At 63.8% G+C, this 24,752-nt stretch carries 29 protein-coding genes; 19 read left to right on the top strand and 10 right to left on the bottom strand.

Annotated elements, in window-relative coordinates; translation table 11 throughout:
* Nucleotides 1-9 precede the first annotated feature (9 nt).
* On the bottom strand, nt 10-1,170 hold the full coding sequence (locus tag ACD578_RS15070; protein WP_404293885.1) for a benzoate/H(+) symporter BenE family transporter: 1,161 nt from the start codon (nt 1,168-1,170) through the stop codon (nt 10-12).
* Nucleotides 1,171-1,389: 219 nt separating this feature from the next.
* Between ACD578_RS15070 and uvrC the strand changes: the two genes are divergently transcribed.
* The 10 genes from uvrC to ACD578_RS15020 all read left to right on the top strand — a co-directional run bounded on the left by uvrC (nt 1,390) and on the right by ACD578_RS15020 (nt 9,522).
* Nucleotides 1,390-3,393, top strand: coding sequence for an excinuclease ABC subunit UvrC (uvrC, locus tag ACD578_RS15065; RefSeq protein ID WP_404286204.1), 2,004 nt, complete (start codon nt 1,390-1,392; stop codon nt 3,391-3,393).
* Nucleotides 3,394-3,520: 127 nt separating this feature from the next.
* Nucleotides 3,521-4,117, top strand: a complete 597-nt coding sequence (gene pgsA, locus ACD578_RS15060) for a CDP-diacylglycerol--glycerol-3-phosphate 3-phosphatidyltransferase (protein WP_152710468.1) — start codon at nt 3,521-3,523, stop codon at nt 4,115-4,117.
* A 5-nt stretch (nt 4,118-4,122) separates the two neighbouring features.
* Nucleotides 4,123-4,374 (top strand): molybdopterin converting factor subunit 1, encoded by a 252-nt coding sequence (moaD, locus tag ACD578_RS15055; RefSeq protein ID WP_404286202.1) that lies wholly within the window; start codon nt 4,123-4,125, stop codon nt 4,372-4,374.
* A gap of 25 nt (nt 4,375-4,399) precedes the next feature.
* Nucleotides 4,400-4,855 (top strand): molybdenum cofactor biosynthesis protein MoaE, encoded by a 456-nt coding sequence (locus ACD578_RS15050; RefSeq protein WP_404286200.1) that lies wholly within the window; start codon nt 4,400-4,402, stop codon nt 4,853-4,855.
* Between the two features lie 66 nt (nt 4,856-4,921).
* Nucleotides 4,922-5,191, top strand: coding sequence for a hypothetical protein (locus ACD578_RS15045; protein WP_404286198.1), 270 nt, complete (start codon nt 4,922-4,924; stop codon nt 5,189-5,191).
* Between the two features lie 504 nt (nt 5,192-5,695).
* Nucleotides 5,696-6,742, top strand: a complete 1,047-nt coding sequence (locus tag ACD578_RS15040) for an extensin family protein (RefSeq protein ID WP_404286197.1) — start codon at nt 5,696-5,698, stop codon at nt 6,740-6,742.
* Nucleotides 6,743-6,823: 81 nt separating this feature from the next.
* Nucleotides 6,824-7,255: a hypothetical protein gene (locus ACD578_RS15035; protein ID WP_152710477.1), complete on the top strand. Its 432-nt coding sequence runs from the start codon at nt 6,824-6,826 to the stop codon at nt 7,253-7,255.
* A complete protein-coding gene (locus ACD578_RS15030) occupies nt 7,252-7,914 on the top strand; it encodes a ribonuclease T (protein WP_404286195.1) in 663 nt (220 codons plus the stop codon). Before ACD578_RS15035 ends, ACD578_RS15030 begins: the two co-directional genes overlap by 4 nt.
* Before the next feature lie 89 nt (nt 7,915-8,003).
* Nucleotides 8,004-8,852 (top strand): 23S rRNA (adenine(2030)-N(6))-methyltransferase RlmJ, encoded by an 849-nt coding sequence (locus tag ACD578_RS15025; RefSeq protein ID WP_152710481.1) that lies wholly within the window; start codon nt 8,004-8,006, stop codon nt 8,850-8,852.
* Nucleotides 8,853-8,916: 64 nt separating this feature from the next.
* Nucleotides 8,917-9,522, top strand: a complete 606-nt coding sequence (locus ACD578_RS15020) for a glutathione S-transferase N-terminal domain-containing protein (protein WP_404286192.1) — start codon at nt 8,917-8,919, stop codon at nt 9,520-9,522.
* Between the two features lie 56 nt (nt 9,523-9,578).
* Here ACD578_RS15020 and ACD578_RS15015 read toward each other — a convergent pair whose 3' ends face one another.
* Nucleotides 9,579-10,220, bottom strand: coding sequence for an outer membrane protein (locus ACD578_RS15015; protein WP_152710486.1), 642 nt, complete (start codon nt 10,218-10,220; stop codon nt 9,579-9,581).
* Nucleotides 10,221-10,513: 293 nt separating this feature from the next.
* Between ACD578_RS15015 and ACD578_RS15010 the strand changes: the two genes are divergently transcribed.
* The gene (locus ACD578_RS15010) at nt 10,514-11,269 is read left to right on the top strand and encodes an SDR family oxidoreductase (protein WP_404286190.1); all 756 of its coding nucleotides are present in this window, start codon (nt 10,514-10,516) and stop codon (nt 11,267-11,269) included.
* Here the strand turns inward: ACD578_RS15010 and pgeF are convergent.
* Genes pgeF through lgt form a run of 3 tightly spaced genes read right to left on the bottom strand, consistent with a single transcriptional unit; the run spans nt 11,259 to nt 13,966 of the window.
* Complete coding sequence (gene pgeF, locus ACD578_RS15005) at nt 11,259-12,026, bottom strand: peptidoglycan editing factor PgeF (protein WP_404286188.1); 768 nt, start codon at nt 12,024-12,026, stop codon at nt 11,259-11,261. The two genes, ACD578_RS15010 and pgeF, sit on opposite strands and share 11 nt — an antisense overlap.
* Nucleotides 12,027-12,035: 9 nt before the next feature.
* Nucleotides 12,036-13,112, bottom strand: coding sequence for a class I SAM-dependent methyltransferase (locus ACD578_RS15000; protein WP_404286186.1), 1,077 nt, complete (start codon nt 13,110-13,112; stop codon nt 12,036-12,038).
* Nucleotides 13,109-13,966 carry a prolipoprotein diacylglyceryl transferase gene (gene lgt / locus ACD578_RS14995; protein WP_404286184.1) on the bottom strand — a complete coding sequence of 286 codons (858 nt, stop codon included), beginning with the start codon at nt 13,964-13,966 and terminating at the stop codon, nt 13,109-13,111. Before lgt ends, ACD578_RS15000 begins: the two co-directional genes overlap by 4 nt.
* Nucleotides 13,967-14,104: 138 nt before the next feature.
* On the opposite strand from lgt, the gene ACD578_RS14990 reads away from it, so the two are divergent.
* The 5 genes from ACD578_RS14990 (at nt 14,105) to ACD578_RS14970 (ending at nt 17,180) form a co-directional block, all read left to right on the top strand.
* Nucleotides 14,105-14,383 carry an accessory factor UbiK family protein gene (locus tag ACD578_RS14990; protein WP_152710494.1) on the top strand — a complete coding sequence of 93 codons (279 nt, stop codon included), beginning with the start codon at nt 14,105-14,107 and terminating at the stop codon, nt 14,381-14,383.
* A 243-nt stretch (nt 14,384-14,626) separates the two neighbouring features.
* Nucleotides 14,627-15,127, top strand: coding sequence for a YbjN domain-containing protein (locus tag ACD578_RS14985; RefSeq protein ID WP_404286181.1), 501 nt, complete (start codon nt 14,627-14,629; stop codon nt 15,125-15,127).
* Between the two features lie 72 nt (nt 15,128-15,199).
* Nucleotides 15,200-16,027, top strand: coding sequence for a pyrroline-5-carboxylate reductase (gene proC, locus ACD578_RS14980; RefSeq protein WP_404286179.1), 828 nt, complete (start codon nt 15,200-15,202; stop codon nt 16,025-16,027).
* A 116-nt stretch (nt 16,028-16,143) separates the two neighbouring features.
* A complete protein-coding gene (locus ACD578_RS14975) occupies nt 16,144-16,800 on the top strand; it encodes a TetR/AcrR family transcriptional regulator (RefSeq protein WP_404293883.1) in 657 nt (218 codons plus the stop codon).
* A gap of 20 nt (nt 16,801-16,820) precedes the next feature.
* Complete coding sequence (locus ACD578_RS14970; protein WP_404286177.1) at nt 16,821-17,180, top strand: tRNA-binding protein; 360 nt, start codon at nt 16,821-16,823, stop codon at nt 17,178-17,180.
* Between the two features lie 65 nt (nt 17,181-17,245).
* Here ACD578_RS14970 and ACD578_RS14965 read toward each other — a convergent pair whose 3' ends face one another.
* From ACD578_RS14965 to ACD578_RS14955, 3 genes are read right to left on the bottom strand one after another with little or no spacing between them, the layout of a single operon-like run.
* The gene (locus ACD578_RS14965) at nt 17,246-18,613 is read right to left on the bottom strand and encodes an ATP-binding protein (RefSeq protein ID WP_152710501.1); all 1,368 of its coding nucleotides are present in this window, start codon (nt 18,611-18,613) and stop codon (nt 17,246-17,248) included.
* On the bottom strand, nt 18,610-19,326 hold the full coding sequence (locus ACD578_RS14960; protein ID WP_404286175.1) for a response regulator: 717 nt from the start codon (nt 19,324-19,326) through the stop codon (nt 18,610-18,612). Before ACD578_RS14960 ends, ACD578_RS14965 begins: the two co-directional genes overlap by 4 nt.
* A 33-nt stretch (nt 19,327-19,359) precedes the next feature.
* Nucleotides 19,360-19,881, bottom strand: a complete 522-nt coding sequence (locus tag ACD578_RS14955; protein ID WP_404286173.1) for a MarR family winged helix-turn-helix transcriptional regulator — start codon at nt 19,879-19,881, stop codon at nt 19,360-19,362.
* A 162-nt stretch (nt 19,882-20,043) separates the two neighbouring features.
* Between ACD578_RS14955 and ACD578_RS14950 the strand changes: the two genes are divergently transcribed.
* Nucleotides 20,044-20,931, top strand: a complete 888-nt coding sequence (locus ACD578_RS14950) for a branched-chain amino acid aminotransferase (protein WP_404286171.1) — start codon at nt 20,044-20,046, stop codon at nt 20,929-20,931.
* A gap of 136 nt (nt 20,932-21,067) precedes the next feature.
* Here ACD578_RS14950 and ACD578_RS14945 read toward each other — a convergent pair whose 3' ends face one another.
* Nucleotides 21,068-22,312, bottom strand: coding sequence for a Y-family DNA polymerase (locus ACD578_RS14945; RefSeq protein WP_404286169.1), 1,245 nt, complete (start codon nt 22,310-22,312; stop codon nt 21,068-21,070).
* Nucleotides 22,313-22,494: 182 nt separating this feature from the next.
* Between ACD578_RS14945 and ACD578_RS14940 the strand changes: the two genes are divergently transcribed.
* Both ACD578_RS14940 and ACD578_RS14935 read left to right on the top strand, forming a co-directional pair.
* Nucleotides 22,495-22,770, top strand: a complete 276-nt coding sequence (locus tag ACD578_RS14940; RefSeq protein ID WP_152710511.1) for a DUF3072 domain-containing protein — start codon at nt 22,495-22,497, stop codon at nt 22,768-22,770.
* 145 nt (nt 22,771-22,915) lie between these two features.
* Nucleotides 22,916-23,965: a Tim44 domain-containing protein gene (locus tag ACD578_RS14935; RefSeq protein ID WP_404293880.1), complete on the top strand. Its 1,050-nt coding sequence runs from the start codon at nt 22,916-22,918 to the stop codon at nt 23,963-23,965.
* A gap of 73 nt (nt 23,966-24,038) precedes the next feature.
* On the opposite strand, the gene ACD578_RS14930 is transcribed toward ACD578_RS14935, so the two are convergent.
* Nucleotides 24,039-24,620, bottom strand: coding sequence for a type 1 glutamine amidotransferase domain-containing protein (locus ACD578_RS14930; RefSeq protein WP_404286167.1), 582 nt, complete (start codon nt 24,618-24,620; stop codon nt 24,039-24,041).
* Nucleotides 24,621-24,752: the final 132 nt, after the last annotated feature.

Raw genomic sequence — 24,752 nt, 5'->3', positions numbered from 1 at the left:
CCGTCCAGATCATGCGCGCTTGCGTAATGCGAGGGCTAGGAAATCGAGGCCCAGCGTGATGAGACCGGCAACCAGACCCCAGAAGGCCGATCCGATGCCGAAGAGGGTGAGTCCGGAAGCCGTGACGGTGAGGGTTACGATGGCCGGGAAGCGCCTGGTGTCGTCGGAGAGGGCGGAGCCCAGGGCACCCATGAAGGCACCCATCAGAGCGAGACCCGCGACTGTCTTGATCAGTTCCGGCGGGAGCGCGCCGATCAGGCCGATGAGCGCTGCGCTGAAGGCGGCGAAGACCAGATAGCTCAGGGCATAGAACGGACCGACCATCCAGCGCTTCTTCGGGTCAGGATGCGTGTCGGGTCCGGTGCAGATCGCGGCTGAAATCGCCGCGAGGTTGCTCGTATGGGCGCCAAAGAAGGCGGTGATGATCGAGGCGAACCCCGTCGCGGCGAGGATCGGGCTGGAAGGTGGCTCGTAGCCGGAGGCCTTGAGCACCGCAAAGCCCGGCAGGTTCTGGGAGGCCATTGTCACCACGAACAGGGGCAGACCAAGCCCGATCAGGGTCGTGGGATCCCAGGCGGGAGCGATGAAGGTGAGGGTGGACAAGGTGAGATCGGACGTGACCGGCTGAGCAAGACCGCCACCGAAGGCGATGCCCAGCCCGACGAAGAGCACCGACAGCACGGCGAGGGCAGGATTGAACAGACGGACGACGAGGAAGATGCCGACCAGGGGCAAGACGAGGCCGGGCGCTCCTTGAGCGCTTTGAAAGACCCCGACAACGAACTGAAGCAGGACGCCTGCCAGCATCGCTGCGGCGATGGGGGTGGGAATGCGCTCGATCAGCCGCCCGAACGGCTTGACGAAGCCAGCCAGCACGATGAGGCCGCCGGCCAGAAGAAAGGCGCCGACCGCCGCATGAATGGAGATGCCGGTTGAGGCGGCAATGAGAGCTGCGCCCGGGGTCGACCATGCGGTTACGACGGGCATGCGATAGCGGACGCTCAAAAACCCGCTCGTGGCTGCCATGGCCAGGCACAGGGCTGCCACCCACGACGAGGTCTGTGCCGCATCGGCACCCACCGCCTGGGCGGCCGCGATGATGATGGCGATCGTGCTGCCGAAACCCACCAGGGCCGCGACGACGGCTGATGTGACGATCGACAGGCGCATGACCGGCTCCGCTGACTTCTGGCGCATCGTGCGGAAAAGTGGATCCGGTTTTCCGCACGATGCGCCGCTAAAGGGATTGAGCATCGGGTGGATCCCAAAAGTGGTGTCCACTTTGGGGTCCGATGCTCTAGGAGCTTAGCCGTTTAGACCGAACGGCGGGGCTGCGCCAGTTCGTCGGCGGCACTTTCCTCTCGACTCCCGAGCCCTTAAATCTCTCCCATGAGTCGCAACACTACCAACGACGTCCCACCGGACATTCTGGACAACGAGGAAGACGATGAGACCGTCGCCGTCGAAAGCGGGTCCGATGTCGAGTTCGATCTGGAGGTCAATCCGGACTCGGTCCAGCGCGGCACCGAGGTCATCCGGCATTTCTGGACGACCCTTCCCAATGCGCCCGGCGTCTATCGCATGCTCGATGCGAAGGGCGACGTGCTCTATGTCGGCAAGGCGAAGAGCCTGAAGAACCGCGTCGGCTCCTACGCACGGGGGCAGGCGCATTCGAACCGCATCGCCCGGATGATCGGCCAAACCACCTCGATGGAGTTCGTCACCACGGCGACGGAGACCGAGGCGCTGCTGCTCGAGGCCAATCTCATCAAGCAGCTCAAGCCCCGCTACAACGTGCTTCTGCGGGACGACAAGTCGCTGCCCTACATCCTGCTCACCGCTGATCACGAGGCGCCGCAGCTCGTGAAGCATCGCGGCGCCAGAAAGCGCAAAGGGGATTATTACGGCCCCTTCGCCAGCGTCTGGGCGGTGAACCGCACCATCAACGCCTTGCAGCGTGCGTTCCTGCTGCGGTCCTGCAACGACAGCTACTTTGAAAATCGCACGCGGCCCTGCCTGCTGTTCCAGATCAAGCGCTGCTCGGGACCCTGCACCAACGAGATCCCGCATGAGGAATATGCCGGACTTGTGGACGAGGCGCGTGCTTTCCTGTCGGGCAAGTCGAATGCGGTGAAGCAGCGCATCACGGACGAGATGCAGCAGGCGGCGGAGGAGCTTGAGTTTGAGCGTGCTGCGCGCTGCCGCGACCGCTTGGCGGCGCTGTCGGCCATCCAGGGCGTGCAGGGCATCAACACGCAGTCGGTGGAGGAGGCGGACGTCTTTGCGCTCGACGAGCAGGCCGGCCAGTTCTGCGTCGAGGTGTTCTTCTTCCGCAACTGGCAGAACTGGGGCAACCGCGCCTATTTCCCGAAGGCCGACAAATCCATGAGCCGGGAGGAGGTCCTGGGCTCGTTCATGGCGCAGTTCTATGACGACAAGCCGGCTCCCCGCCTGATCCTGCTCTCGCATGAGATCGAGGATGCCGAGCTCATGGCGGCGGCGCTCTCAACCCGGACCGAAACCAGGGTCGAGATCCATTCGCCCCAGCGCGGCGAGCGGCGCCAGCTCATCGAGTACGCGCTGCGCAATGCCCGCGAGGCGCTCGGCCGACGCCTCGCCGACACATCCTCGCAGCAGAAGCTCCTCGTGTCCCTGGGACAGGCCTTCGGATTGCCGAAGGTGCCAAAGCGTGTGGAGGTCTATGACAACTCGCATATCATGGGCACCAATGCGGTGGGCGCCATGGTGGTGGCGGGTGTCAACGGCTTCATGAAGCAGCATTACCGCACCTTCAACATGAAGTCCGAGGACCTGAAACCCGGCGACGATTACGGCATGATGCGCGAGATGCTGCAGCGCCGGTTCGCCCGCCTGGTGAAGGAGGAGCCGAGAGGCTCGGAGACGGACGGGCAGACGGGGGACGACGCCTTTCCCGCCTGGCCGGACCTCGTCCTGATCGACGGCGGCAAGGGCCAGCTGGAGGCTGCCCGTCAGGCCCTGGCGGAAGTGGGTGTGAGCGAAGACGACGTGGCCCTGGTCGGCATTGCCAAGGGGCGCGACCGGGATGCCGGGCGCGAAACCTTCTTCAAGCCGGGCCAGCCAGCCTTCAAGATGCCGCCGCGGGATCCCGCGCTCTATTTCGTGCAGCGTCTTCGCGACGAGGCTCACCGCTTCGCCATCGGGGCGCACCGCGCCAAACGGAAAAGGGAGCTGGTGAAGAACCCGCTCGACGAGATCCCCGGCATCGGGCCGACTCGCAAGCGGGCGCTCCTGCACCACTTCGGGACCGTCAAGGCGATTCAGCGCGCGGCCCTGGAGGACCTGATGAAGGCGCCCGGGGTCAATGCCGCCACAGCCCGCGCGGTCTACGATTTCTTCCACGAAAGGGGCTGAGCATGGGTGTCCGCAGCTCGAAAGGGAAGGCTGGTCTCACATTGGCGTGTTCGCTGGTTGGCGGCGGTGCGCAACCGGGGTCTGTCCGATTGACGGACGGACCGTCCTCATGCTTCCTGCAGGTGTTATGAAGACCGTTTCCTCCCTGGGCCGCTCGAAGGCTTTCAACCTGGCGAATATGCTGACCTATGGTCGGCTCGCTGCGGTGCCGGCCGTGGTCGGCCTCCTGTTCTGGCCGGACGACCATTGGTCCCGCTGGCTGGCCCTCATCGTGTTCGCTGTGGCGGCGATCACCGATTACCTCGATGGCTATGTGGCGCGGACCTTCGCCCAGCAATCGGCGCTTGGGCGCATGCTCGACCCCATCGCCGACAAGCTTCTGGTGGCGGCAAGCCTGCTCATGCTGGTCGCCGACGGCACCATCAAGGGCTGGGCGCTCTGGGCCGCCATCGTCATCCTCTGCCGCGAGATCCTGGTCTCGGGGCTGCGTGAGTTCCTCGCCGAGCTGAAGGTCAGCGTGCCCGTCAGCCGGGTCGCCAAGTGGAAGACGACGCTCCAGCTCGTCGCCCTGGGCTTCCTGATCGCGGGACCGGCCGGAGAGACGGTGCTTCCCAACAACACCCTCATCGGCACGATCCTTCTGTGGATTGCCGCCATCCTGACGATCTACACCGGCTGGGACTACTTCAAGAACGGCATCCATCACCTCGTGGACGGAGGCTAGAGGCGATGAAGCTCGTCTATTTCGCCTGGGTGCGCGAGCGGGTCGGCAGAACGGACGAGCAGGTGATCTTGCCGGAAGGCATCGATACGGTTGCCGATCTGGTGCGCTGGCTGAAGGGCCGAGGCGAGGAATATGAATATGCCTTCGAGAACGAAGGCGTCGTCCGTGCCGCCCTCGATCATGTCCACGTCAAGCCCGAGGCCCGGATCGCCGGGGCACAGGAGATCGCCTTCTTCCCGCCGATGACGGGAGGCTAGCTCCAGTCGAGGAGCAAAAAAATCCATGGCAGCAACCATCCGCATCCAGGCCGAGCCCTTCGATGCCGCCGCCGCGACGGCGGCTCTGACCGAGGGGAGGGCGGATATCGGTGCCGTTGTCGCCTTCACAGGCCTGTGCCGGGACGAGGGCGGACGACTGGCGGCCCTTGAACTCGAGCATTACCCAGGCATGGCGGAGGCTGAGATCGGCCGCATCGCCGCGCAGGCTCAGACCCGCTGGCCCCTTCTCGGCCTCACAATCATCCATCGGTTCGGCAAGATCGTGCCGGGCGAGGGGATCGTTCTCGTCCTCACGGCCAGCGCCCACCGCCAAGCAGCCTTCGAGGCGGCTTCATTCCTGATGGATTATCTGAAAACCCACGCGCCTTTCTGGAAGCGCGAGCATCTCAAGGATGGCACGATCGGCGCCTGGGTCGAGGCCAAGGAGGCCGATGACCGGGCGGCGGAGAGGTGGCTTTGATCGACGCTTGACGCGGCCTCACGACAGGATGAGCATCGTCCGTGAAATGACATACGGAGACGTCTCATGCGCAGCGTCGTTGTCTTTCTCAGCCTGATCGCGGCAGCCCCGGTCTTGACCCGTTCGGTCCTGGCCCATGAGGTGCCGACGTCTCAGACGGCTCAGGCGCCCGCTCACAATCCGCTCGATTGCTATTGCCGCGCTCAGGGCAAGATGTTCGCGCCCGGAGAGAAGGTCTGTCTCAGGACCGCCGAGGGGCCCAAGCTCGCGCTGTGCCAGATGGAGATCAACGTGATGTCCTGGAGCATCACGGAAGTGTCCTGTCCGGAGACATAAAAAACGCTGCCGGAGCGGCAGCGTTGAAACCAGGCAATCGATGCTCGGCTCTCCAAGAACCGTCAATGCTGTCTTAGAAAAGACCGGTAAAAACAGCGCAGATGAAGGAAAAGGAAACGCAGACGGCGGCGATGTTGAGCTTGGACGTCCAGTCCAGATTCGAAGTCAGGTTCATCGAAGCCCCTCTTTCTGAAGGGGTTAATCCCCTATCTGAATGCAGAGGTACCCTATCAAACCTGCGGGATCCTGAGAAGCGCTCCGACGGGGCATGAACGGCAAGACCCCAGGCAATGTAATCGTTAACAAAAAGTTAAGCCCTTGTTTCGACGGTTGAAATTCTCCCGAATTTTTTTGCGAAAAAAGTTCCTGCTCGATTCTGTCGCACCCGGCTTTACGGGGGACCCGTGTGTAAAAACGCGCCTCGAAGGCCCGAATCGAGGCGGCTACGGAAGACATTGTTGGCCGTTGACGGGATGTTTACGTCCATGAGCCAGTCTTTCGCCCATGCGTCATGGGTTAGTTGCGTTTTTCGCCCTATCGCTCATCGGGCTTGGGCTTACCGGTTGCGGGCTGTTTCGGTTCGAGCAGCGTGAGCCTTGGCGTGCCCAGGCCGAAGAAGCTTGTCTTTCGCAGCGCCTCGTCCAGCCCTCCGCCTATATGGCTCTCAGCTCCAAGATCGACGGGCCGGGCGTCTGCGGCATGGATTATCCGTTCAAGGTCTCGGCCTTCAACAACGGCGCGGTGGGGCTGAAATCGAAGGTCACGCTGGCCTGTCCGATCATTCCCCGCATCGATACCTGGCTCGACGAGATCGTCAGGCCGGCGGCCGAAATGTATTTCGGCGTGCCTCTGGCCGACATCAAGGCGGGCTCCTATTCCTGCCGTCCCCGCAACAACCAGATGGGTGCAAAGGTCTCCGAGCACGCATTCGGCAACGCGCTTGACGTGATGGGCTTCGTCCTGACCGATGGCCGGGAGATCTCCGTGGTCAAGGGTTGGCGGGGCGGGGATGCCACCGAACAGGAATTCCTGCGCGAGGCCTTTGTCGGCGCCTGCCGCTACTTCACCACGGTGCTCGGCCCGGGCTCCGACGCGTTCCATTATGATCACTTCCACATCGACCTGGCACGGCACGACCCCCGCGGCGAGCGGCGTATATGCAAGCCAATCCTGAAATTCGCCCCGCGAATCGATCCCGAGCGCAGCCGCGAGGCTCTCCAGAGCGCGGCCGCCTCCGGCGATCTGGCGCCCGTCGATCTGGAGCAGGACGTTACGGATGGGCAGGCCCATGTTCCGCCGGCGCCCCCGCCGCCGTCTCCGGTCATATCCGCTCCGGTCGCTCCGGCGCCGCGCTACTCCTCCGGCGGGAGCTATGCCGCCGATCTGCCGGGGCCAAATGCGGGATCCTCACGGCTTTCGCCACCCCAGGCCTATCCGCAAGCACCCCTTCCGCCGGCGGGCCGCCCGCTCGAACAGACCTATGCTCCCCCTAGGCAGCAGGGGCGTTCGGCCGGCCAGCCGATGATGCTCAACAGCCACGCCATCTATTAAAGCGTAAGCGGATCTTGACCTTCGCGGGCGCCGCCCACATGGTCGCTGTTACACGGTCTGAAGACTTGGTGGAGCATTCGAATGAAGTGGCTGGCGGCTTTCATCTTCTGCACGCTGTTGAGCGCGCCTGCGCTTGCGCGCGAGGTCACGCCCGCGGAACGGCGGGACGAGCCTTTCGACGCCTCCCTGCCGGCCTGCGCCGATCCCTCCGTGCTCCGGGACATCAGCTCGCGATTCTCGCATAAGGAAGGCCGGTTCTGGAATTCCGACCTCAAGCTGATCGGCTTCGAGCGCGTTCAGGAAGTCGCGTGGCGCCCCTGGGGGCTCGACTACATCCCCCGCCGCTTCTGCACCGGCACGGTGATCGTGTCCGACGGCTTCAAGCGCCGGATCAACTTCTCGATCCGTGAGGATCTCGGCTTCATCGGGATCGGCTGGAACACGGAGGCCTGCGTCGACGGCCTCGACCGCAATTATGCCTTCGCGCCGCATTGCAAGCAGGCGGCCCCTTGATCCTGCACTGGTGCCTTGCCTTCGCGGGTGCCTGCCTTCTCTCGATCCAGCCTTCCGCGGCCCAAGGCCCTCGGGAGGCGAGGGGCGCCCCGATGGGGCAGTTCGACTTCTATGTCCTGGCTCTCTCCTGGTCGCCCGGCTTCTGCGAGAACAGCGGCAGCCGGAACCGGCAATGCGACAGCGGCAGTGGTCTCGGCTTCGTGACCCACGGCCTGTGGCCCCAGCGGGAGCAGGGCTATCCCAGTTTCTGCGAGCCCAATGGCCGCTTCGTCCCGCAGGCGGCGCTGGCCGACGCCAACGGCCTGTTCCCGGACGATAACCTGGCGCGCTATCAATGGCGCAAGCACGGGACTTGCACGGGCGAGTCGCCGAGCGGTTATTTCCGTGCAGTCCGGCAGGCTCGCGAACTCGTGCGCGTTCCGGACGGGTTCAAAGCCTTGGACAGCCGGTCCAAGGTGCTGCCGAGCGAGATCGAACGCGCCTTCATGAATGCCAATCCGGGCTTGCGTTCCGATATGATTTCCGTTTCCTGCGGACGGCGTATCTTTCAGGAGGTCCGCATCTGCCTTGCCAAGGATCTGCGCGGCTTTCGCCAGTGTCCGGAGGTCGACGGCGACGGTTGCCGCACGGGCGAGATTACGGTCCCGGCGGTGAGATAGGACATCGAACGAGCGCCCAAAAAGGAGATGAGCATCGGATCGATCCCCGAAAGTGAAGTCCCTTTTGGGTCCGATGCCTTAGGACGACAATGAACTATCGCCATGCCTTTCACGCCGGCAATTTCGCCGACGTCATGAAACACGCTCTCCTGGTGCGCATCCTGGTTTATCTGCAGCGCAAGGAGACTCCGCTACGCGTCATCGACACCCATGCGGGGATCGGGCTCTACGACCTCGCCGGAGACGAGGCCGGACGAACGGGAGAATGGGTCGACGGGATTGGGCGCCTGGGCGACGCCTTTTCGCCTGAGGTCGAAGAAATCCTCGCGCCCTACCGGAGCGTGGTTGCCGACGTGCGTGCGCGGCATGGCGAGGCGGCCTATCCCGGTTCGCCGGCCATCGTGCGCGAGCTTCTGCGGCGGCAGGACCGGGGCGTGTTCGTGGAACTGCACCCGGCCGATCACGAGGTGCTGAGCGATGCCTTCAATGAAGTCACGAATCTTAAGGTGATGCATCTCGACGGATGGACGGCGCTTCACGCCCTCGTCCCACCGAAGGAGAAGCGCGGTCTCGTGCTCATCGATCCGCCTTACGAGAAGCCGAACGAACTGGACCGGCTCGGGACGGAGTTGATCATCGCTTTGAAGAAATGGCCGACCGGCGTCTATGCCGGCTGGTATCCCATCAAGGATGCGGGCCCCGTCGATGCGGTGGCGGCACGACTGCATGAGGAGAGCGCACGCCCCGGCTTGCGTCTCGAGCTCTATGTGGATGACCCGCGCGATCCGTCGCGCCTGAACGGCAGCGGCCTCTTCGTCATCAATCCGCCTTGGTCCCTGAGGGAGGAGGCGGAAAAGCTGCTCCCGGCTTTGGCGGAGCGCCTGTCGCGCAGCGGCTATGGCGCTTATCGCTGTGAAGCCTTCGGGCCTCCTGCTTAAAGCGGATTGCCGTTTGAGACACGAGCGTTCATGACTCCTGCCATTATCTTAATAGGGGTCACCAATGCTCGTTCTCCGTTCCTCACCCGCATCGCCCTTCGGCCGGAAGGTCAAACTCTCGGCGTCGATTCTCGGGCTGTCCGATCGCATTCAGATCGTCGACGCGGATACCTTGAACCCTGAGGATTCCATCCGGCAGCAGAATCCGCTGGGCAAGATCCCCGCGCTCCTTCTGGAGAACGGCGACGTGCTCTACGATTCCCGCGTGATCGTGGATTATCTCGATCATCTCGCCGGAGGCGCGGGCATCATTCCGAACGGTCCGGAGCGATTTACCGCCCTGCGCGATCAGGCGCTTGCCGACGGCATCATGGATGCGGCGCTACTGCAGGTCTATGAAGGCCGCTTCCGCACCGAGGACAAGCACGAGCCGAAATGGGTCAGCCACCAGGCCGACAAGGTGCGCCGTGGCCTCGATCACGCGGAGGCCCATCTCTCGGAAGCAGGCCAGCCTCTCCATATCGGCCAGATCGCTCTCGCCTGTGCGCTGGGCTATCTCGATCTGCGCTTCGGTGGCCGCTGGCGCGAGAGCTATCCCAAGCTCGTCGCCTGGCTGGTGGATTTCGAATCCCGCGTCCCGGCCTATGCCAAGACCAGAGTGACACCATAAAACGAAAAAGGCCCGGGTGTTGACCCGGGCCTTGTCTGTCTCCGAGGAGACGGATCTTAGTAGGTGCCGAAGCGGAAGTTCAGGCCGGCGCGAACCACACCGAACTCGGCGTCGCTGTCGATGCCCAGGAAGTTGTCGTCCTGGTCGAGGTTGACGTACAGGCCTTCGACCTTGGCCGACAGGTTGTTGGTGAAGGCGTACTCGAGACCACCACCGACGGTCCAGCCCGTGGCGTCGTCCGCGAAGGCGAAACCACCGGTGGCGTAGATCAGGGCGCGGTCGAAGGCCACACCGGCGCGAGCACGCACGGTGCCGAACCAGTCGCTGTTGTTGAAGTCGTCGTCAGCGATGCCGTCGCGATCGAAGTCGAAGCGGTCGTCGCCACCGAAGTCGGCGTACTGGATGTCGCCTTCGAGACCGACCACGAACGAGCCGATCTGGTAGTTGTAGCCAGCCTGAGCGCCGCCGACGAAGCCGCCTTCGTCGTCGAGGTCAAAGCGCACGCCGCCGACCGTGATGCTGTCATTGGCGTTCCAGCCGTAGCCGGCGTTCACACCGACGTAGAAGCCCGTCCAGGTGAAGACCGGAACAGCGGCAATGATCGGAGCCGGGGGAGCAGCGCGGACCGGAAGGTCCGCAGCGGAAGCAGCTCCGGCAAAGCCGAGGAGAGCGACGCTGGCGAGAAGAATCTTCTTCATGGTTTCTCTTTCCTAATCGATGTCATGCGGGCTCAACCCAAATTTCGTTGGGCCAGCCAAGCACTGTCCGTTTATAGAGCGACAACCGGTCGAAAGCTGTGACCTGACAACCACAGCAGCTGAAGACCACCATGGCAGGATTGTGGCGGCAATGTGCGAGTTTCCCCTTGCGTCATCGCTGGAGTCCATAACGCGCAGCTTGGCCGTTGGTTCGACGTCATAGCGAAAAAATGTCATTTTCTTGTCCACCGCACTGAACTGCTGTGATGTGCTTACATTTCAAGGGGTTGATCATGAACAAAGCCGCTCTCGTGACCGGCGGGGCGCAACGCATCGGGCGGCGAATCGTCGAACGGCTCGCCGGGGAAGGCTATGCGGTGGCGATCCACTGTCGCCGCTCGACCGCCGAGGCGGAGACAATGGCAGCCCGCATCAGAGAGGCGGGCGGGCACGCCACCGTCCTCCGAGCCGACCTTGCTGATGCCGGTGCGGTCGAGCGCCTTGTACCGGAGGCGGTCCGGGCCCTGGGTCCGCTGTCCCTTCTCGTCAACAATGCATCCGAGTTCGAGCCCGACGAGGTCGGCACGCTCTCGCAGGACCGTTGGGACCGGCATTTCGCCGTCAACTTACGCGCGCCGGCCTTCCTCGCCCGCGACTTCGCGCATCAGCTTCCCGCCGATGGACAAGGCTGCATCGTCAACATCGTCGACCAGCGCGTGTGGAAGCTGACGCCTCAGTTCTTTTCCTACACGCTCACCAAGGCGGCACTGTTCTCCGCCACGCAGACGATGGCGCAGGCACTGGCACCGCGCATCCGCGTCAACGCCATCGGGCCTGGTCCCACTTTGTCGAATGTGCGCCAGGGCGATGGGGATTTCGCCAAGCAGAGCGAGGCGGTGCTGCTGGGGCGCGGCGGCACGCCGGACGAGATCGCCGATGCGGTGCTTTATCTTGCGAAAGCCCGCAGCGTCACCGGCCAGATGATCGCCGTCGATGGCGGCCAGCATCTTGCCTGGGAGACCCCGGACGTGGCCGGCATCAGGGAGTGAGCGTAATCGCCGAGATCAGCCGACCGTAATCCGGCTCTTTGCGATGGGTGGTGCGGCGGTAGCTGAAGAACCGTTCCTCGTCGGAATAAGTGCAGAGTCCGAGATTGCTGAATTCGCCGACACCGGCGGCCTCGAGCCGCGCGCCGATGAAGCCAGGGAGGTCGAACATGGCATGGTCCGGCTTCTCGGCCTCCTTGAAGAAGCGCACGTGCCCTGGCGCCTCTTCGGCGAAGCGCCTGATGAAGTCCGGGCCGACCTCATAGGCCTTCTGGCTGATCGTCGGGCCGAGCACCGCGACGATTGTCGCGCGCCGGGCGCCGAGCCGCTCCATCGCCGCGATGGTGGATTCGAGCACGCCGGTCACGGCGCCGCGCCAGCCCGCATGGGCTGCTCCGATCACGCGCGCCTCCGCGTCCGCAAACAGCACCGGGCCGCAATCCGCCGTGGTGATGCCGAGTGCGAGACCGGGTGTGGCCGTCACCATGGCGTCCGCCTTGGGCCGCTCTCCCCGCCAGGGGCCCTCCACGATGACCGCATCGGGCGAATGGACCTGATGGACGCTGATCAGGGCATCGTGCTTTGCACCCAGCGCCGCCGCCATGCGGCGGCGGTTCTCCTGCACCTTCGCGGGCTCGTCCGACGACCCGATGCCGCCGTTGAGGGAGGCATAGATCCCGTCCGAGACGCCACCCTGGCGGGTGAAGAAGGCATGGCGGATGCCGGAATGGGAGGCGAGGGCGGGTGCTTGAATGAACATGGCTCGATCTTAGGAAGAGGGAGACAGGGCGGGCAATCCGGGAACGGCTTCGATCCCCTCATGTGTAACGGCTAAAACCTTAAACAGATCACCCATCCCCGTCGGGCCGCGCTCCGTCAGGCGCGCCAGCGCGCGGTCGATATCGGCAGCCTGTGCCGGTGTGGCGCGCCCCTTCAAGGCGGAGGCCCTGGCCTCGATGCCGAGCGCCTGGAGAAAATCCCCCTGGGTGACGATGCCGTGAGGCCTGGCGCCTTGCGCGGCGGCGGCCTGGGCGAGGCGATGGAAGTCTACATGGGTCGTGAGATCCGCTTCCCCCGGCTCCTCCAGGGGATCGACGGGTTTGTGCGCTTTGAGCGCCTGCAGCGTGTCTCCGAATGCCGGGCCCCAATAGCCGTAATCCAGGATCAGGGCTGCTCCCATATCATGGGCCAATCGACGGACGAGTTCGCTCACCACGTCGAGGGCGGCGGCCGGCCATTCGAGGATGTCACCGGGCTTCAATGCCTTGCCGAGAGCGGGCTCCGGCTCCGGGCGCAGGCCGAAGATCAGGCCTTCGCCCTCCAATCCGATCAAGCGCTCGCACCAGCCGCGCTCGGTGCCGACGAACTGGCGCACCGGCAGAGCATCGAAGAACTCGTTGGCGACGAGAAGGATCGGGCCCGGAGGCACATCCTCGATCCGATCGTGCCAGTGAAGCGAGAAGCCCGAGGGGGCGAGGGCGGCCTGCTGCTTCCGCCTCAGGGACGGGCTCGTCTCGACGAGATGCACGGTGGCGGCCGCTTTGAAGTCGGGCAGGAGCCGTGTCGCCCGCAGCAGATCGGCCATGAGAGTGCCGCGGCCCGGCCCCAGCTCGACGAGACGGCAATCGGTGGGGCGCCCCATCCCGTTCCAGACCTCCAGCATCCACAGGCCGATCAGCTCGCCGAACATTTGGCTGATCTCGGGAGCCGTGGTGAAGTCGCCGGCCACACCCAGCGGGTCGCGGGTCGCGTAGTAGTGCCTCAGGCATAGGCTCATAAAGCGCTCGACCGTGATCGGCCCTTCGAGCGCGATCAATTCGCGCAAGCTGTCCTTCAGCGGGCTCACGCGGCCTCAACCGTTTTCGAGGGCCGCGTATGGCCGCGCGCCGCCATGACGATGAAGCCGGCGCCGACCAGCGCCATGGGGACGGACAGAAGCATCCCCATGGTGATGCCGCCGCTGAGCGCCTGCACCGAGGATCCGAACAGGAAGCCCAGCTGCGCGTCCGGTTCGCGGAAGAATTCGCAGACGATGCGGGCCACCGCATAACCCAGCACGAAGATGCCGCCGAGGAGGCCAGGACGGCGGAAGCCGAAGCAGCGCGCGGCAAAGGCCATGACGATGAACAGGATCAGGCCCTCGCCCAAGGCCTCATAAAGCTGGCTCGGATGCCGGGGCTCCGGACCTGCATGAGGAAACACCACCGCATAGGGAAAATCGGGGGCGGGGCGGCCCCAGAGCTCCCCATTGATGAAATTGGCGATGCGCCCGAAGAACAACCCGATGGGCGTGACCACCGCCGCCATGTCGAGCATGGCCAGCGGGTTGAGCCCGCGCGAGCGGGCAAAGAGCACGATGGCGAGCACCGCTCCGAGGAAGCCGCCATGGAAGGACATGCCGCCGCGCCAGATGGCGAAAATCTCCAGGGGATGGGAGAGATACGAGGCCAGATTGTAGAACAGCACGTAGCCGACCCGCCCGCCGAGCACGACGCCGAGCGCCACCCACACGATGAGATCGTCCACGTCGATGGGCTTGGGCTGTCTCAACCCGCCCCAGAGATCGGCCTTTGCCGCGAGGCGCTTGGCATAGAACCAGCCGCCCAGGAGGCCGGCCACATAGGCGAGGGCATACCAGCGGATCGCGAAGGGACCGATGGAAATCGCCACGGGATCGATGATGGGAAAGGAGAGCGGCATAAGCGGGCCTTGTTCGAATGCGACGCCATTGGACCCGCCGGGACCGGATCGTCAACCCTGTTGCAGTTTGCGGCGAATGTGCCCATGTGTGACGTTCCAGGGCTTCAAAAGCCCGTCGAACGCTGCGGATTTGCACCCATGACTCAATCGTCCAACCGGATCTTCGATGAACTCGCCCGCTTCGCCACCGATGCCGCGGGAGCGGCGCAGGGTGTCCGGAAAGAGGTCGAGAGCGTGGTCCGCAGCCAGTTCGAGCGCCTGATCAAGGATATGGACGTCGCCACCCGCGAGGAGGTCGAGGTTCTGCGCGAGATGGTGACGGCAGCCCGCGAGGAGAACGAGCGGCTCCAGGTCCGGGTGAAGGACCTCGAGGCGAAACTGGCTTCCAGCGCTGGCGTGAACCCTGCGACCCCTTGAACCGAGCGGGAATCCGATCTGCGCCCGGCGCGGGTCTCCTGTTGTGGACAGGTGAATCGGGCGCATTGTGACAAAGGCCGAAATCTAACACTGTCGATTCATAAGCTGATTCGAGGCGACGACGGCGGGACCTCCGAATATCGAAGGTATTCTGAGTACTTCTTTCGAATAGTGCCCGGATCAACGCAATGGTGTTGCCGGATATGTTTACCATATTCAGGCAAGTGAGCGTCCAGGATCGACATGTCGCAGATTCATCTTGAAATCGATCGCTCGGAACATCCTCTCGATGTGGTCGAGCGCCTCGCTTCCCTGCGGCACTGGATCTTCGACCGGGCTGAAGCGGATGAGATGTCCATTTCGGTGGCAGGCCGCTGGGCGGATTACGATGTCGCCTTCACCTGGATCGAAGACGTGGAGGCCATGCATATGGCCTGCGCCTTCGACCTCAAGGTCCCCGAGCGGCGGCGGCAGGAGGTGCTTCTGCTCATCGCCTCCGTCAACGAGCAGCTCTGGGTCGGGCATTTCGACCTGTGGAGCACGGAAAACGTGGTGATGTTCCGCCATGCCCTGCTGCTGGCGGGCGGAGCTGATCCGACCGACGGACAATGCGAAACCATGCTGCGGGTCGCGGTCGAAGCCTGCGAGCGGTATTTCCAAGCGTTCCAGTTCGTGATCTGGGCCGGCAAGTCCGCCCGCGAGGCTCTCGACTCTGTCCTGTTCGAAACAGAGGGCGAGGCTTAAACCTGCCTCGACAGGGCAGGGCGGGCATGAATAGAGTGCGGCCTCCCGCATTCATTCCGTCAGGTTAAGCCCATGTCGTCGAACGCTTCCCATCTGCCGTCATCTCTCATTCTCGTCGGCGCCGGCAAGATGGGCGGCTCCATGCTGGAGGGCTGGCTCAAGGTCGGCATGAAGCCTGAGGGCGTGACCGTTCTCGATCCGCGCCCGTCGGAGGAGATGGCGCAGTTCTGCCAGACGAACGGCATCTCCTTGAATCCTGCCGATCCTGCTGCCGCGGATGTGCTGATATTGGCCATCAAGCCGCAGATGCTCGACGAGGTAGCCCCCGCTCTGAACGGGTATCTCGGGCCGAAGACCCTCATCATCTCCATTCTTGCCGGCAAGACCATCGGCGATCTGCGCTCTAGGCTTCCCGCTTCCAGCGCCATCGTGCGCGCCATGCCGAACCTTCCCGCCAGCATCGGGCGAGGGGCGACCGGAGCTGCCGGTAACGAGAAGGTGAGCGAGACGCAGCGCCTGACCGCCGATGCGCTTTTGAGCAGCAACGGCATCGTCGAATGGCTGCCTTCCGAGGACCTGATCGATGCGGTCACGGCCGTGTCGGGATCCGGCCCAGCCTATGTGTTCCATCTGGTGGAATGCCTCACTGACGCCGGAACGGCTGCCGGCCTTCCGCCGGAACTGGCGCAGCGCCTTGCGCGAGCCACGGTGACCGGCGCGGGGGAACTCCTGTTCCGGAGCGATCTGCCGCCCGCCACGCTCCGGCAGAACGTCACCTCTCCCGGCGGCACCACGGCAGCCGCGCTCGAAGTCCTCATGGCCGAGCCGAACGGACTGAAGGCGCTCATGCGCGAGGCCGTGGCGGCTGCCAAGCGGCGTGCGGAGGAACTCGCGGGCTGAGCCTTGGGCTTGGTTCGATCAGCCCCTAGATTAAGCTTCAACGGCATATTCTCAGGAGATCGATCGTGACCGCTGACGTTCCCACGGATAAGCGCAAGGCCATCCTCGAGGCGCTCATGGATCTCGCCGCACGGCGGTCCTGGAATGAGATCGAGATCGGCGATATCGCGAAGGCCGCCAATGTGTCCCTTGCCGAGTTCCGCGATCTCTTTCCCTCGAAGGGCGCCGTACTGGGCGCGCTCTCGCGCCAGATCGACCGGCAGGTGCTGGAGGGAACGACCGACGACCTCGCAGGGGAGCCCGCGCGCGAGCGCATCTTCGATGTGCTGATGCGCCGCTTCGATGCGTTGCAACCCCATAAGCAGGCTCTACGGCGGATTTTCCAGGATCTGCAATACGATCCTGTATCGCTTGCCGCTCTCAATCAGGTGTCGCTCAATTCCCAGCGCTTCATGCTCGCCGCTGCCGGCATCAACACCGAAGGGCCGCTCGGAAAGCTGAAGCTCCAGGGCGCGGTTCTGGTCTATGCCAACACCATGCGCACATGGCTCGACGACGATGATCCGACGCTCGCCAAGACCATGGCGCGGCTCGACCGCGAACTGCGCCGTGCCGAGCGCATCCTGGAAGGCGCCGAGGACCTGCGCCGCCTGAGCGCACCCCTGCGCGCGGTCGGACGGGCCTTGATGCAGGGTCGCCGATCAACCCGCTCGGAGACGCGCCGCACCGGTGAAGGCAACGGCGATACGCAGAATCCCGCGGCGGCCATCTGACACGAGATCAAGGGGCAAGAATGGATCAGGTGAGTCCGACAACCGCGCCGATCACGTTCGACGATTTCCTGAAGGTCGACATTCGAGTCGGCCGGATCGTTGCCGTGGAGCCGTTCCCACAGGCGCGCAAACCGGCGTTCAAGCTCACTCTCGATTTCGGGCCCGAGATCGGCATCAAGCGCTCTTCGGCACAGATCACGGTGAACCATTCACCGGAGGATCTCGTCGGATCGCTCGTGATGGCGGTGGTGAACTTTCCGCCGCGCCAGATCGGGCCGTTCATGTCGGAGGTTCTGACGCTAGGCGTGCCGGATGCCAATGGCGACGTCATGCTGATCCGTCCGGATCGCGACGTGCCAGTGGGCGGACGTCTTTATTAGTTCCAACACGGATGTATTCCGAGGCTGCGGAGCAGAGCCCGAGATGGCGCCATGCGTGAAGGGGCCTACGCCGGCAGCCGCACCGTTGCGCGCAAGCCGCCGAGCGGGCTTTCTCCGAGCACGATGTCGCCGCCGTGGGAGCGCGCGACGTCACGGGCGATAGCAAGGCCCAGGCCCGATCCGCCCTCGTCCTGATTGCGCGCTTCGTCCAGCCGGACGAATGGCTTGAAGACTTCCTCGCGCATGTCGGCCGGGATGCCCGGCCCGTCATCGTCCACATGCAGAACGAGCCATCGCGTTTCATGATTGGCAGTGATCTCGATCCGGTCGCCGTGTCGTGCGGCATTGCCGACCAGATTGAACAGCAGGCGACGGAAGGCGTCGGGCCGCACCGTGATCATCGGGTCGCCGATGATGTCGAGTTCCGTCACATGGCCTTGGCGCTCGGCATCGGACTGCACCTCTTCGAGAAGTTGACGCAGATCGGTTGCGACCGCCTGCTCGCCCGCATCGCCGCCCTCGCCGCGCGCGAAGGCGAGATAGCCTTCGAGCATGCGGCTCATCTCGTCCACATCTCGCTTGAGGTCGTCGACCTCCGGCGTCTGGCCCAGGAAGACGAGCGAGAGCTTGAAGCGTGTGAGAATGGTGCGCAGGTCGTGGCTGACGCCGTTCAGCATGGTGGTGCGCTGTTCGATGTTGCGCTCGATGCGCCGCTTCATTTCCATGAACGCGTGACCGGCCTGGCGCACCTCGCGCGCGCCGCGCGGACGGAACTCGATCTCGCGGCCCTTGCCCAATGCTTCGGCGGCTTCCGCAAGCCGCAGGATCGGCCTGATCTGGTTGCGCAGGAACAGGATCGCGATGCCAAGCAGCACGAAGGACGAGCCTCCCATCCATACGAGGAAGATATGCGAATTGGAGGCATAGGCCTGGCTGCGTCGCGCAAGGATGCGCATGACGTCGTTCTGATCGAGCTTGATGCGCACTTCCACATAGCTCGAACGTCCGACCGTATCGATCCAGTACGGACGGTCGATCTGGCGCCGCAACTCGTCGGTCAGGGTCTCGTCGAGAATGTCGAAGAAGGGCTTTGGGCCGGGCGGCGGAAGATCGGTGTTGCGCAGGATGTCCACATCGAGCTGCAGGCGTTCCGATGCGATGCGCGCGAGCGTGCTGGCATCCTTGTCCTGCGGATAGCTCTCATAGATGTCGATGAGCGCCGCGATATCCGCCGTGACCGCCGAGGACAGGCGCCGCGTGACGAGCTGATAGTGTCGCTCCATGAACACGTAGGCGACGACGGATTGCAGCAGAATGACGGGCGCGATGATGATGATGAGCGCGCGGGCGTAAAGCCCTTTCGGCAGGAAGCGGCCGAACCAGCGCGCGACATGGTCGAGGGGCGAATAGCGTAGGGTCGCTCCGATCTTCATCGATCGATCACGAGGCGATAGCCGATGCCGCGCACGGTCTGGAGAAAGTTCGGGTTGGCGGGGTCGATCTCGATCTTGCGGCGCAGCCGGTTGATCTGAACGTCGACTGTGCGCTCGTTGGCGGCAATGCCGTTGCCGGCGAGCGCCTCACGCGGAACGTTGTCACCGGCATGACTGCCGAGGATCGTCAGGATCTCGCGCTCCCGTTCCGTGATGCGCACCACCTCATCCCCGCGCCGCAGCTCGCCGCGGTCGAAGCGATACGAGAAGGGGCCGAAATGGATGATCTCCGGCACGTCGGCGCTCGGCGCGCCCGGCACGGGCAGAGCACGCTTGAGGATGTTGCCGAGGCGCAGCAGCAGCTCGCGCGGCTCGAAGGGCTTTGGCAGGTAGTCGTCCGCGCCGATTTCCAGGCCCGTCACCCGGTCGGACGCATCGGCCCGCGCCGTGAGCATCAGGATCGGCACCTGCGAATGCTCACGCAGGCTGCGGGCATATTCGAACCCGGTTTCGCCCGGCATCATCACGTCGAGCACGAGGGCATCGAAGACGAAATTTCCTGCCTTCGCCCGCGCTTCGGCCGCACTGGCCGCGGCCGTCACCCGGTAGCCGTTCTCGGTGAGAAAGCGGGCCAGCAGCTCGCGCAGTCGGCGATCGTCATCGACCACGAGGACGTGCGGGGCATGGTCGGGAATGTCGATGCGTGCATCCATCGGGCTTAAAGCTGCTTTGTCGGGCCCTGCTTATCAGGTTTTCTGAGGCCCGAATACGAGCTGCTTCACATGGGCGCTGTCGTCCGGATCGATGAGGCGCAGAAGGTAGCGGCTGACCGTATCCTTCGCCTCGGGCTCCATCTCGGACAGGGCCCGCATGATGCGGCGGGTCTGCAGCTTGGCGAGCTTCAAGGCCAAATCGTGACCTTTGGCAGTGGCAAAGAGCAGCCGCTGGCGCCGGTCGGAGGTGCCCATCCGGCTCTCGATGAAATCCTTCTCGATGAGTTCCTTCAGGACCCGGTTGAGGCTCTGTTTCGTGATCCTCAGGATATCCAGGAGTTCCGCAATCGTCAGGCCCGGCTGGCGGCTGACGAAGTGCAGGACCCGATGATGGGCCCGCCCGAAGCCATATTCGTCCAGGATCCTGTCGGGATCGCTGACGAAGTCGCGATAGGCGAAGAAGAACAATTCGATGAGGTCATAGGCCGGCTGCTCGGTCAGGATATCCTTGCCGGGTTGCTGAGATTTCAAAGCCGGAATTGCGTCTGGTACCATCCTGTTCCCATTTTTTATGTCAGCCTTGTTGACATATCTCAGGACGATTGTTACTCGTCAAGCCGCTTCTGCGAAATGAATGAAATTGAAATCGCCCTGAAGCGAACCGGAAATTACACGGCCCCGGTTGCCACAAAGGTCGGCATGCAAGGAGAAAAAACGATGTCCGCGACCCCCTTCGATCAACGTGATGGATGGATCTGGTACGACGGGCAGATCGTACCTTGGAAAGATGCCAAGCTCCATGTCCTCTCGCACGGGCTGCATTACGGATCCTCGGTGTTCGAAGGCGAGCGCGCCTATGGCGGCGAGATCTTCAAGTCGGCGGAGCACTCCGAGCGCCTCAAGAAATCGGCCCAGATCCTCGATTTCGAGATCCCCTACACTGTGGCCGAGATCGACGCGGCCAAGCGAATGGTGCTGGAAAAGAATGGGCAGAAGGACGCCTATCTGCGTCCGGTCGCCTGGCGCGGCTCGGAGATGATGGGCGTCGCGGCGCAGGACAACAAGATTCACCTCGCCATCGCCTCCTGGGAATGGCCGAGCTATTTCGACCCGGCCCAGAAGATGAAGGGCATCCGCATCGACATGGCGGAATACCGCCGTCCCGATCCGGCCACGGCTCCATCGGCGGCGAAGGCGGCGGGTCTCTACATGATCTGCACCATCTCCAAGCATAAGGCGGAACGGAAGGGCTATGCCGACGCGCTCATGCTCGACTGGCAGGGCCGCGTGGCCGAGTGCACGGGCGCCAACGTGTTCTTCATCCGCGACGGCGTGGTCCACACGCCGATCGCCGATTGCTTCCTTGACGGCATCACCCGCCGCACGGTGATCGATCTCGCCAAGCGCCGCGGCTTCGAGGTGGCGGAGCGCCGGATCATGCCGGAGGAGCTCCCATCCTTCAACGAGTGTTTCATCACCGGGACGGCGGCGGAAGTGACCCCCGTGTCGGAGATCGGCCCCTACACCTTCCAGCCCGGCAACATGACCAAAGTGCTGATGGATGACTACTCGGCCGAGGTGCAGCCCAAGAGCAAGGCGGCGTAAGACTTCTCGCTTTCTATACGAGTCCACGTCATGCCCGGCCCTGTGCCGGGCATGACCGTTTTAGAGCCTTGGAGACGGTGTGGATGGCCGTGCTCGCCACGGCCATGACGAGGGTGTCTGTCAGCGACAGACCTCCTCAAAAATCCTCCGCGTCCGGAATCCGGTTGAAGGCGATCTTCGCCCCCGCATAGCCGCCGGGAAGCGTCACCCACGGACCCCAGTGCAGAAGGGGCTTGCGGTGGGCGACGTTAAGCTGGTCGGCAATGACGGACAGGTACTCCATCCGGCGCTTGAGCTGCGCCTCCGGCATATCATCGAACAAGTCCTCCTCAATCTCGGCCAACGGCACCAGATCGTGCAGAGTGACATGCACGCTGCGACTGCGATGCATCTCTTCCCGCTCCGCGTGGAAGAAAAGGCGGCTCAACGACGCCAGCAGGGACGGGTCGTCCCAGGTTGGCTGGAAATGCTCTTCCCCATACCAGCCGGCGCTGTGCCTGTCGGTGAGCCAGAGGGCGAGCGTCCGGGCCGAAAATCCCGCCCTGCGCATTCGGGCCGAGGCCTTGGCCAGGAGGACGCGTGCGGCCGCATAGGCGCCGTTCAGGGAGCGCCAGTCGGCGGGCAGGACGCGCCCGTGACCGAACATCCGCCGCCGAGTCTCGGGGCGTTCCACCGTATGGCCATGCAGCCCCATCCAGAGCCGCTCCCCCTCGACGCTGCCCCAGAGCCTGCGCAGTTCCTTCGGCTGGAGCCGCCAGAGCGCAGCCATGTCAGTAATGCCCGCACGGGCGAGGCGCGCCGCGTTGCCCCTGGCGATGCCGGGAATGTCCGTCAAGTCCAGGGAGAGAAGGCGGCCCGGGAGGTCGTCCGGATGAAGCGCAACCAGCCCGTCGGGCTTTTCCATTTCGGCCGCGATCTTGGCCAGGAGATCGTTCGGGCCGAGGCCGACCGAGCAGGTGAGGGTCGGGCCGATGTCGCGGGCGATGACATCCTTGACGCGCTGCCCGATCCTGAGCGCCTGGGGCCACTCGGCGGGCAGGAGGGCGCAGAGCATCTCGTCGATGGAGCAGACCGCCTTCACTGGAAGGACCGTCTCGATGGCTTCGACGATCGCGCGGTGCAGCTCGACGTAAACTTCGTGCCTCGCCATCACGAGGACGAGACCGGGGCATTGCTTGCGGGCGTCGCGCACGAAGGTGCCGCGTTTGAGCCCCAGAGTTTTCGCCTCCCGGCTGACGGCGATAAGGCCCGTATGCTCCGAATCGACCGGAATCACGCCGACCGGTTTGCCACGTAGATGCGGCTGGAGATGCTGCTCGGCGCTGGCGAAAAAGGAATCGAAGTCGACATAGAGCCGCTCGAGGCCCGTCGGTTTGCGCATCGCCATCCATCCGCATTGTGTCGATGGAACATATCACGAACATAGGCTTGGCGGCGAGTGGAGGACAGAATCTGTGGATAACGGGGAATAATCGGCAGGAGTAATCCGCCTTTCCTTGAGGAACCAACGCTCTGCGGGAGTGTTCTTGTTTCAGAACAAAACCAGAACAATAGGAGTCCCGCATGTCATCGAATGGTAAAGCGACAAGCCGTTCTGCCGTTAACCATAAAGCTTCCGCAGAGGCAGGTAATCCGAAGGTCAATCCCGATTTTTCCGACAACCAGATCAAGGATCCGGATGAATGGGTCTCCGGCGACGAGCCGATGACCGGCGCCCAGGCTTCCTACCTGAAGACCCTGTCCGAGCAGGCCCACGATCCGAAGGCTTTCGATCCCAAACTCGACAAGGCCGAGGCCTCGAAGCGGATCGATCACTTGAAGCACAAGCAGGGGCATTAGGCCTCGGATCGCCACTGTCATTCCCGCGAAGGCGGGGATGACAGCATCCATCCAAAATCGGACGGCTCAGCCCTTCCGCAACCCTCAAGGCATCACCACATTATCCCGTAAGAGCATCGTGCTCCAAAGGGATGAGACGAAGACGATGATGAAATTTGCTTCTCGCCGCAGTCGGGTGATGGTTGCCCTGGCGGCTGCCTTGGTCCTCGCCGGTAGCGCGGCGGAGGCTCGCGTCGGGCGGGGAGGCGGCAGCTTCGGATCGCGCGGTGCACGCACCTATACGGCTCCGCCGGCGACTCGGACGGCCCCTGAAGCGGCGGCCCCGCTTCAGCGCTCGCAGATTCCGAACCAAGGTCCGAACGTGACCCGTCCAGGAGCGCCCGCTCCAAACGTGGCGCAGCCGCGGCGCTTCGGCTTCGGCACGGGCCTGATGGCCGGCCTGTTCGGCGCGGGTCTGCTCGGCATGCTGTTCGGCCACGGCTTCTTCGGCGGCCTCGGCGGTCTCGCCTCGATCTTCGGCCTTCTGCTCCAGATCGGCCTTGTGGTCCTGGTGGTCTCCTTCGCCATGAAATGGTTCCGCAACAGGCGGCAGCAGCCGGCCTATGCTGGCTCCGGCCAGGGCTATGCCCGCTCCATGGGCGGCAGCGTACCCCCGACGGGCGGACGGCCCATGAACAGCGGCCTCGGCGGCGGCTTAGGATCCGGCCTGGGCGGTGGTCTGGGTGGCGCCCTTGGGGGTGCTCTTGGCGGCAGATCTCAGCAGGCGCAAGCCCGTCCGGGCGTGCGTGACGAGATCGGCATCGGCGAGAAGGATTACGCGGCCTTCGAGCGTGGTCTCGTCGAGATGCAGGACGCCTATTCGCGGGAAGACATCGCCAAGCTCTGGACGCTGGCGACCCCCGAGATGGCCGGCTACATCCAGGAGGAACTCAACGATAACGCGGCCCGCGGCGTCGTGAACAAGCTCTCCAATGTACGCCTCAACCAGGGCGATTTGTCGGAGGCCTGGCGCGAGGGCAACACGGATTACGCCACTGTCGCCATGCGCTTCGGCATCACCGATGTCATGACGGACAGGGCCACCGGCAACGTGGTGGAAGGCGATCCGAACAAGATTGATGAGGCGACGGAACTCTGGACGTTCCGCCGCGATCAGGGCGGTCCCTGGAAGATCTCCGCGATCCAGCAGGCTTAATAGCATCCACATCGCATACGAAAGCGGCCGGTTTTCACCGGCCGCTTTTTTGTGTCGCAAAGAGCCGCAACGATTACTCTGCCGCCTGGCGGCGACCCGCATGGGAGCCCTCACGGATCTCTTCGATGATCTTGTTCACGAAGGCATCGAGATCGCCGGGATTGCGGCTGGTGACGAGGCCCTGATCGGTCACGACCGTCTCGTCGCGCCATTGTCCGCCGGCATTGATCACATCCGTCTTGATCGAATGATAGGACGTGCACTTCTTGCCCTTGATCACGCCCGCTTCGATGAGAAGCCATGGCGCGTGACAGATGGCGGCAACGGTCTTGCCGGAGGAATAGAAGGCGCGGATGATCTCGATGGCTTTTGACTCGGCGCGCAGCTTGTCGGGATTGATCTGCCCGCCGGGCAGAACGAGCGCATCGTAATCGGCCGGGTTCACATCGTCGATGTCCTTGTCGACGGACACGGTCTTGCCCCAATCCGACTTGTCCCAGCCATAGATCTTGCCGGATTTCATGCGCGATTTCGGAGCGGCGACTTCAACGGTCGCGCCGGCATCCGAAAGCTTTTCCTGCGGCACCATCAACTCGGATTGCTCGAAGCCGTCGGTCGCCATGATGAGGATCTTGGCCTGTTTGATGTCAGGCATGACATTCTCCATTGTTTGCGGGGGATCTGCTTGAGAACGGATGGAGCGGAGAGGGGTTCCGGTCAGGCGCTTGTCGGAACCCTGGCGGCGCGGTCCTGTTGACCCAGTCACGGATTTGAAAAAACGAGGAAG

The organism is Microvirga sp. RSM25, assembly GCF_044784385.1.
Lineage (GTDB): Bacteria > Pseudomonadota > Alphaproteobacteria > Rhizobiales > Beijerinckiaceae > Microvirga > Microvirga tunisiensis.
This window is presented reverse-complemented; position numbering and strand designations above follow the sequence as displayed.

Excerpts from the sequence above, each read along its gene's own strand:
- ACD578_RS15020 (WP_404286192.1), top strand. The coding sequence starts at position 8,917 with ATGCTCGTTCTCCGTTCCTCACCCGCATCGCCCTTCGGCCGGAAGGTC.
- ACD578_RS14975 (WP_404293883.1), top strand. The coding sequence starts at position 16,144 with ATGGATCTCGCCGCACGGCGGTCCTGGAATGAGATCGAGATCGGCGAT.
- ACD578_RS15025 (WP_152710481.1), top strand. The coding sequence starts at position 8,004 with ATGAACTATCGCCATGCCTTTCACGCCGGCAATTTCGCCGACGTCATG.
- ACD578_RS14930 (WP_404286167.1), bottom strand. The coding sequence starts at position 24,620 with ATGCCTGACATCAAACAGGCCAAGATCCTCATCATGGCGACCGACGGC.
- moaD (WP_404286202.1), top strand. The coding sequence starts at position 4,123 with ATGAAGCTCGTCTATTTCGCCTGGGTGCGCGAGCGGGTCGGCAGAACG.
- ACD578_RS14960 (WP_404286175.1), bottom strand. The coding sequence starts at position 19,326 with ATGGATGCACGCATCGACATTCCCGACCATGCCCCGCACGTCCTCGTG.
- ACD578_RS15035 (WP_152710477.1), top strand. The coding sequence starts at position 6,824 with ATGAAGTGGCTGGCGGCTTTCATCTTCTGCACGCTGTTGAGCGCGCCT.
- ACD578_RS15050 (WP_404286200.1), top strand. The coding sequence starts at position 4,400 with ATGGCAGCAACCATCCGCATCCAGGCCGAGCCCTTCGATGCCGCCGCC.
- ACD578_RS15070 (WP_404293885.1), bottom strand. The coding sequence starts at position 1,170 with ATGCGCCTGTCGATCGTCACATCAGCCGTCGTCGCGGCCCTGGTGGGT.
- ACD578_RS14955 (WP_404286173.1), bottom strand. The coding sequence starts at position 19,881 with ATGGTACCAGACGCAATTCCGGCTTTGAAATCTCAGCAACCCGGCAAG.
- ACD578_RS14940 (WP_152710511.1), top strand. The coding sequence starts at position 22,495 with ATGTCATCGAATGGTAAAGCGACAAGCCGTTCTGCCGTTAACCATAAA.
- proC (WP_404286179.1), top strand. The coding sequence starts at position 15,200 with ATGTCGTCGAACGCTTCCCATCTGCCGTCATCTCTCATTCTCGTCGGC.
- pgeF (WP_404286188.1), bottom strand. The coding sequence starts at position 12,026 with ATGTTCATTCAAGCACCCGCCCTCGCCTCCCATTCCGGCATCCGCCAT.
- ACD578_RS14970 (WP_404286177.1), top strand. The coding sequence starts at position 16,821 with ATGGATCAGGTGAGTCCGACAACCGCGCCGATCACGTTCGACGATTTC.
- ACD578_RS14985 (WP_404286181.1), top strand. The coding sequence starts at position 14,627 with ATGTCGCAGATTCATCTTGAAATCGATCGCTCGGAACATCCTCTCGAT.
- ACD578_RS14990 (WP_152710494.1), top strand. The coding sequence starts at position 14,105 with ATGACTCAATCGTCCAACCGGATCTTCGATGAACTCGCCCGCTTCGCC.
- ACD578_RS15045 (WP_404286198.1), top strand. The coding sequence starts at position 4,922 with ATGCGCAGCGTCGTTGTCTTTCTCAGCCTGATCGCGGCAGCCCCGGTC.
- ACD578_RS15010 (WP_404286190.1), top strand. The coding sequence starts at position 10,514 with ATGAACAAAGCCGCTCTCGTGACCGGCGGGGCGCAACGCATCGGGCGG.
- uvrC (WP_404286204.1), top strand. The coding sequence starts at position 1,390 with ATGAGTCGCAACACTACCAACGACGTCCCACCGGACATTCTGGACAAC.
- ACD578_RS15015 (WP_152710486.1), bottom strand. The coding sequence starts at position 10,220 with ATGAAGAAGATTCTTCTCGCCAGCGTCGCTCTCCTCGGCTTTGCCGGA.
- pgsA (WP_152710468.1), top strand. The coding sequence starts at position 3,521 with ATGAAGACCGTTTCCTCCCTGGGCCGCTCGAAGGCTTTCAACCTGGCG.
- ACD578_RS15040 (WP_404286197.1), top strand. The coding sequence starts at position 5,696 with ATGCGTCATGGGTTAGTTGCGTTTTTCGCCCTATCGCTCATCGGGCTT.
- ACD578_RS14950 (WP_404286171.1), top strand. The coding sequence starts at position 20,044 with ATGTCCGCGACCCCCTTCGATCAACGTGATGGATGGATCTGGTACGAC.
- ACD578_RS14945 (WP_404286169.1), bottom strand. The coding sequence starts at position 22,312 with ATGCGCAAACCGACGGGCCTCGAGCGGCTCTATGTCGACTTCGATTCC.
- lgt (WP_404286184.1), bottom strand. The coding sequence starts at position 13,966 with ATGCCGCTCTCCTTTCCCATCATCGATCCCGTGGCGATTTCCATCGGT.
- ACD578_RS14935 (WP_404293880.1), top strand. The coding sequence starts at position 22,916 with ATGATGAAATTTGCTTCTCGCCGCAGTCGGGTGATGGTTGCCCTGGCG.
- ACD578_RS14965 (WP_152710501.1), bottom strand. The coding sequence starts at position 18,613 with ATGAAGATCGGAGCGACCCTACGCTATTCGCCCCTCGACCATGTCGCG.